Origin of the sequence: Sulfitobacter sp. HI0040, assembly GCF_001634885.1 — a bacterium.
In the GTDB taxonomy this organism is placed as follows: Bacteria; Pseudomonadota; Alphaproteobacteria; order Rhodobacterales; family Rhodobacteraceae; genus Sulfitobacter.
The window spans coordinates 22,168-28,346 of sequence record NZ_LWEX01000443.1 but is presented as its reverse complement, the minus strand read 5'-3'; the positions used below and the strand labels follow the sequence as shown (position 1 = coordinate 28,346).

General features: G+C 64.6%; 7 protein-coding genes. 4 read left to right on the top strand and 3 right to left on the bottom strand.

Going from position 1 to position 6,179, the window contains the following annotated elements:
* Together A3728_RS18340 and A3728_RS18335 are read left to right on the top strand one after the other, a co-directional pair.
* Nucleotides 1–463, top strand: a 463-nt coding sequence (locus A3728_RS18340) for an energy-coupling factor transporter transmembrane component T (protein WP_082858016.1), incomplete at its 5' end; no start/stop codon positions are given.
* A 73-nt stretch (nucleotides 464–536) separates the two neighbouring features.
* Nucleotides 537–1,082, top strand: coding sequence for a biotin transporter BioY (locus A3728_RS18335; RefSeq protein ID WP_067927109.1), 546 nt, complete (start codon nucleotides 537–539; stop codon nucleotides 1,080–1,082).
* Here the strand turns inward: A3728_RS18335 and A3728_RS18330 are convergent.
* Both A3728_RS18330 and A3728_RS18325 read right to left on the bottom strand, forming a co-directional pair.
* A complete protein-coding gene (locus tag A3728_RS18330) occupies nucleotides 1,071–2,171 on the bottom strand; it encodes a thiolase family protein (protein ID WP_067927105.1) in 1,101 nt (366 codons plus the stop codon). The two genes, A3728_RS18335 and A3728_RS18330, sit on opposite strands and share 12 nt — an antisense overlap.
* Entirely contained in the window at nucleotides 2,168–3,385 is a 1,218-nt protein-coding gene (locus A3728_RS18325) for an AMP-binding protein (protein ID WP_067927103.1), read from the bottom strand. Before A3728_RS18325 ends, A3728_RS18330 begins: the two co-directional genes overlap by 4 nt.
* 125 nt (nucleotides 3,386–3,510) lie before the next feature.
* Here A3728_RS18325 and A3728_RS18320 point away from each other — a divergent pair, with 125 nt between their 5' ends.
* Nucleotides 3,511–4,497, top strand: a complete 987-nt coding sequence (locus tag A3728_RS18320) for an NAD(P)H-quinone oxidoreductase (RefSeq protein ID WP_067927100.1) — start codon at nucleotides 3,511–3,513, stop codon at nucleotides 4,495–4,497.
* Between the two features lie 16 nt (nucleotides 4,498–4,513).
* Here A3728_RS18320 and A3728_RS18315 read toward each other — a convergent pair whose 3' ends face one another.
* The gene (locus A3728_RS18315) at nucleotides 4,514–5,158 is read right to left on the bottom strand and encodes a ribonuclease T2 family protein (protein WP_067927096.1); all 645 of its coding nucleotides are present in this window, start codon (nucleotides 5,156–5,158) and stop codon (nucleotides 4,514–4,516) included.
* Nucleotides 5,159–5,280: 122 nt separating this feature from the next.
* On the opposite strand from A3728_RS18315, the gene A3728_RS18310 reads away from it, so the two are divergent.
* Nucleotides 5,281–6,063, top strand: a complete 783-nt coding sequence (locus tag A3728_RS18310) for a DUF1013 domain-containing protein (RefSeq protein ID WP_067927093.1) — start codon at nucleotides 5,281–5,283, stop codon at nucleotides 6,061–6,063.
* Nucleotides 6,064–6,179 lie beyond the last annotated feature (116 nt).

Genomic DNA, 6,179 nt, shown 5'->3' with positions numbered 1-6,179 from the left:
GTTCCTATGGGCGGGGTGGCGGTTCGCCAGGGCGGGGTTGGTTCCATTGTGGCAGCTCTGGCCCTTCGTCGTGCTCATCCTGCTGTGGCACCTCTTGGCGGGGGAGACCGCCGAAGGCGTGGAGATCGTGCTGCGCATGCTCACAGCGGTGGCGCTGGCGACCTTCGTCACGATGACCACCACGTTGTCAGAAATGATGGCGGTGGTGCACTGGCTGACCACGCCGTTGCGCCGGTTCGGCCTGCGCACCCGCCCGATGGAGCTTGCGGTTGCCATGGTCGTCCGGTTTGCGCCTGCCCTGATCCTGCGGGGAAATACCTTGCGGCTGGCGTGGCGGGCGCGGTCCGCCCGGCCCGTGGGGTGGCGGATCGTCATGCCCATGGCCGTTCTGGCGATCGATGACGCCGAACAGGTGGCGCTGGCACTGCGGGCACGCGGCGGCCTTGGTTCCGGGCCGTCTTGACGGCGCGGGGGGCGGCCCCTACCAAACGCCAGACGTTCAAAACGTCTTGTTTTCATCATACCAGGATCAGTCCATGGAACGCTCCCTCACCCTCATTGCCCTTTTTGCCGCCCTCATAGCGGCGCTAGGGCTCATCCCGAAGTTCACGCTGGCCTTCGGTGTGCCCATCACGGCGCAAAGCCTCGGCATCATGCTTTGTGGAACGGTGCTCGGCGCAAAGCGGGGCGGGCTTGCCGCGCTGCTCTTCATCGGTCTCGTAGCCTTGGGCCTGCCGCTTCTGGCTGGCGGTCGTGGTGGCCTGGGGGTCTTTGCTACACCTTCGGTGGGCTTCCTGATCGGCTTTCCCATCGCCGCTTTCGCCACCGGCTGGATCATGGAACGTCTGCGCGATGCGCCGATTGCACTGGCCGCGGGCGTTGCCGCCGCAGCGGGTGGGGTTGTCGTGCTCTATGTCTTCGGCATCATTGGCATGATGTTCATGCTGGACAAGTCGGTGCTGGAAGCCAGTGCGCTGGTGGCCTTCTTCATCCCCGGTGACATCCTGAAAGCCGTGATCGCCGGTTTCGTGACAGCGGGTCTGGCGCGCGCCCGTCCGCAAAGCGTGCTGTCACGCAGCTAGGACAAGCGCGGTTCCGATACCGCCTGCCGCCGCGATGGCCGCCACCCCGGCTCGGCCATCGCCCATAACCTCGTGATAGAGCCGCACGGCGTTGATTGCTCCGGACGCGCCGATGGGGTGCCCCCGCGCTAGTGCCCCCCCGCTTCGATTGACGATTGCCGGATCGAACCCCGCGCCACGCTGGCATGCAATCGCCTGCACCGCATAGGCTTCCATGATCTCGGCGCTTCCCATGTCTTTCAGTTCCACTCCCGCGCGGTTCAACGCGCCGGCAATGGCGGCCACCGGGGCGAGGCCCGGCAGATCGGGCTGCCCGCCGAGGGTCGCGCCCGAGATGATTCTGGGAAAATTACCCCCGAGGGCGCGCGCAACATCCGCCGATACCACCACGCAAAAGGCCGATGCATCGGCCGCCACCGCGGTATTTGCCGAAGTGATACTGCCCTGCAGCGTTTTCGCCCGATCGCAAAGCGCGGGAGAGAGGGCGCGGGCAAAGGGATCCTTGGTCAACCCGCCGAGGGGCATGAGCTCTGCCGCTCCCGGTGGTGACGCCATGGCCTTGCGATGACTTTCCAGGGCCCAGGCATCCTGTTCCGCACGGCTGATCCCGCATCTTATGGCAAGGGCATGGGCCGCATGGGTCATGTCCGGGTCCCTGTCCGGCCAAGGTGTGAACGGGGCCTGTTCGTAGGGCTCCGGCGGCCGACCGTCAGCGAAGCGTCGCGAGCGGAGGGGGCGGCGCGAATAACTCTCCACACCGCCGGCAAGAACGATACGCGCGTCGCCCGCAAGTATCATCGCACGCGCCAGCAGCAGTGCATCAAGCCCCCCGGCGCATTGCCGGTCGATGGTGAGGCCCGCGACGCTTTCGGGCAGTCTGGCGGCGAGCGCGGCGCTTCGTGCCGGGTTGCCACCTGCGCCCAAGGCATTCGACAGGATGACTTCATCCACATCTACAGGGTCGATCCCGGCCCGCTCCAGCGCCGCGGTCAGCACCGGGGCCGCCAGTTCATGAAGTTCCAGCCCGGCGAGTGCGCCACCGCGCGGTGCGACGGCACTGCGGCAGGCGGCGGCGATACAGGGTGTCACCCGTCCTCGCCGAATTGCCGGGCGAGGGTTTTCAGGTCCAGCTTTCCCGAGGTCAGGCGCGGAAGCTTCTCGATGAAATGGATGTCTTTCGGCACCGCCCATTGGCCGAGCGCGCGCACGCAGCAGTCGCGGATGCGGGGCAACAGCTCCGTGTCCTCTGCCGCTTCGACAATCACGACAGGGCGGTGCCCGCGCGCACCATCCGAAACGGGGAGCACGGCGCTCCCCTTCACCTCGGAAAGTGCGTTCAGAGCCGTTTCAAGGTATTCGGGCTGAAGCGAATGATCGGCCACCGTAAATCGGCGATCTGCCCGGCCTTCGAGAAACAGGTTGCCCTCATCGTCGAGCCACCCGATTTCCCCCGCGCTGGCAAAACCCGCGCCGTCGCGTTTGCCGCCTTCGGCCCCGTTCGCGTAACCGTCCGACAGGTAGGGGCTCTTGACCCAGACTTCGCCCGCGCCGTCGGTCTTTGTGCCGTCCGCATTGCGAATTTCGATCGTGGCCCCGGGGTAGGCGGGGCCCACCGAACCGGGTGGGGTGTCGTACCGGGTCATGCTGATGAAAGAGGTTTCGGCCGCACCATAAAACGCGCGGACCAAGGCGGCAGGAAAAGCCTCTTCCACCATGGCGAGGGTCGCGTCCGACAGGGGGCCACCCCCGCAAAGGATCAGGCGGACCATTTCATTCTGCCCGCCACGGCCGGCCTTTGACAGCAGGTGAAGCTGCGATGGCGTGCCGTAGATGATGGAGACATTCAGGTTCATCAACTGCCGCCACTGCGCGGGTGCGGGCATCCCTTCCAGCACGTGGACATCAAGGCCGAGGTGCAGCGCCTCGACCGTGCCGTATTGGGCCAGCGAATGGGACAGATCGCCCAGCACGGCGACCTGATCGATCACTTCGCAGTCAAACAGGCGGGCGTTGACCTCGAAGCTGGCAATCCATGAGGCGCAGGAGCGGCGGATGACCTTCGGTGCACCCGTGGTCCCGCCCGTGAGGGTAAAAAAGGTCCCGTGGGCGGCGCCTTCGGTGACTTGCAAGAGTTCAGGATCATCCGAGAGCAGAAATGGTCCGCCGCAGTTCAATGCGTGGGCGAGGCGTACCGTCAGCGGTGTCATGGCGGGGGCCATGCCCGTCGGGCGCGGAACCTCGCGTCCGCGCCAGGAAAGTTTTGCCTGCGGGTGCCATTCGAAACGTGCCGGTGCGTCCGCCATTCGTTCGCCTTTTCATGCTCTTCCATCCACTTAACAAAACCCGGCCCCAAACGCCAAGTCCCCAGAATGCGGATGACACCGGACTTGTCAGCACTATGCTGCGTGTAAATGACAGGAGATACCAGATGACCGAAACGATGCGCGTGATCGAGATCACCAAAAGCGGCGGGCCGGAGGTGCTGAAGGAAGCGGAACGCCCCCGTCCCGAGCCGGGCCAGGGGCAGGTCGTGATCAAAGTGGCCTATGCCGGTGTGAACCGGCCGGATGCGTTGCAGCGGGCAGGCATGTATGCTCCGCCCCCCACGGCAAGCGATCTGCCCGGTCTGGAAGCATCGGGAGAGGTGGTGTCGGTAGGCCCCGGGGCAGAAGGCGTTTCGGTGGGGGACAAGGTCTGCGCATTGTTGCCGGGCGGGGGCTACGCGGAATACGTGGCCACCCCGGCCCGGCACTGCCTGCCTGTGCCGGAAGGCATGGACATGCGCGAAGCCGCCTGTCTGCCCGAAACCTTCTTTACCGTCTGGTCCAATGTTTTCATGCGGGGCGGGCTGAAGGCTGGCGAGCGTTTTCTCGTCCACGGCGGGTCTTCCGGGATCGGCACGACTGCCATCCAGCTTGCAAAGGCGTTCGGCGCCCGGGTTTTCGCCACCGCCGGTTCTGACGAAAAATGCGCCGCCTGCATGAAACTGGGGGCCGAAGCCGCGATCAACTACCGGGATACCGATTTTGTCGATGTGCTGAAGTCGGAAGGGGGCGCGCATCTGATACTCGACATGGTGGGCGGCGATTACATTCCCCGCAACCTCAGCGCATTGGCGGAGGACGGTCGGCTGGTGCAGATCGCCTTCCTGCAGGGACCCAAGGTGGAGGTGAACTTTGCCACGCTGATGACCCGGCGGCTGACGATGACCGGATCCACTCTACGCCCGCAGAGCGATCTGGCGAAGGCCCGGATCGCCGACGATCTGCGCCATAGCGTATGGCCGCTGCTGGACGCGGGTCGGATCGGGCCGGTGATGGACAGTGAATTTCCGCTGGAAGAAGCGCATAAGGCACATGCCCGCATGGAAACCAGCGATCACATCGGAAAGATCGTTCTGAAGGTCGCGGGTTGAGGGAGAGGCGCGCCCTTTAGCGGATGGGCGTGAACAATGCGTCTGTAGCCGTGCAATCCCGGATGACGTCGGGGCCGCAGACCTGCGGCTCCAACTCCCGGGACAGGCAGACGCGCACCTCCTGAATATAGCCGTCCCGGCAGGTCACGGTGAGGCCGTCGGCAACGAGATCGGGGTTGGCCTTCAAAAAGGCCTCCTCCACCACGGCGGCGGGCAGGCGAACAGCGCGGTCGAGCGACCGGAAGACGGTGGGTCGCGTCACGCGCTCCGACGCTTCGCGCGACAGGGCGAAATAATCGGCGGCTGACAGGCCGGTACAGCTGCCATGCTTTTTCCACTGATGCCATGCGAGCCCTGCCGAGCCCATGATGTCGGCCATGCGGGCGGTCATGGCCCGGCTGGGTGGCGCGCTGGCTGTCTGGCAATAGGATGGATAGCCCCGGGCCAGTTGCGGCCAGAGGCCATGCAGCGTCCAGCCATGGCCGAGCCCCACTTCGCATTGATCTGAATCGCGGGCATCGCCATCGCGGGCGCACCAGTTCGGCGACCAACTGAGGGCAAGGACATAGTAATCGAATTCCCCGGCGCGTTCGCCCGCTGCCCCCGCCGCAGAGGCAGACAGAAGCGCGAGAACCAGCAGGGACCGGCGCAGTACCGTCATTTGGTCTTTCCTTATTTCGCATTGCCGACTATATAGCGCGCGAGTTCCCCCACAATGGAAACCGTTCCGGCCTCCGGGACAGCCTTTCAGGCGACGGGGAAAGTGCGTTCAAGGAGAGAGACATGTCGAAACTGCTGCACCCCAAGGCGACCGCCGTCTGGCTGGTCGACAACACCACCATCAGCTTCAAGCAGATCGCGGATTTCACCGGCATGCACGAGCTGGAGATTCAGGGCATCGCAGATGGCGATGTGGCTGTAGGGGTCAAGGGATTCGATCCCGTGGCCAACAACCAGCTTCAGCAAGCCGACATCGACAAGGCCCAAGACGACCCCCTTCACAAGCTGAAGCTGAAGCCGAACGCTGCTGCGGAGGGCGAGGAAAAGCGCCGCGGCCCCCGTTATACGCCGCTCAGCAAGCGGCAGGACCGGCCTGCCTCCATCCTGTGGCTGGTCAAGTTCCACCCGGAACTGAGCGATGGCCAGATCAGCAAGCTGGTGGGTACCACCAAGCCCACGATTCAGGCGATCCGTGAGCGGACCCACTGGAACATTTCGAACATCCAGCCCATCGACCCCGTGGCGCTGGGGCTTTGCAAGCAGAGCGAGCTTGATGCCGCCGTGCAGAAGGCTGCCGCCAAGAAAGCCGCCGACGGCCAGATCATGAGCGACGACGAGCGTCGCAAGCTCGTCAGCACCGAACAGAGCCTTGGCATGGACGCCGAGCCGAAAATCCCGACGGCGATCGAAGGGCTCGAAACCTTCACGCTTTCCGGTTCACAGGACGACGCGGACGAGGACGAGGATTCCAAGGCGGACAAGGGCGACTATACCGATGCGGACAGCTTCTTTTCGCTGCCCGAAGGCGGTGCGTCGGACGAAGATGACGAGGACGATTCCAAGTAAGGCGAGTTTACTGCCCGGTTCTTGGAACATGACAGCCCGCTCTAGGTTGGTTCGAGAAGGTAAGGTACAACACCTCTACCGCTTGACGTGACGCGGCCCCCATCGGGGCACGGAGG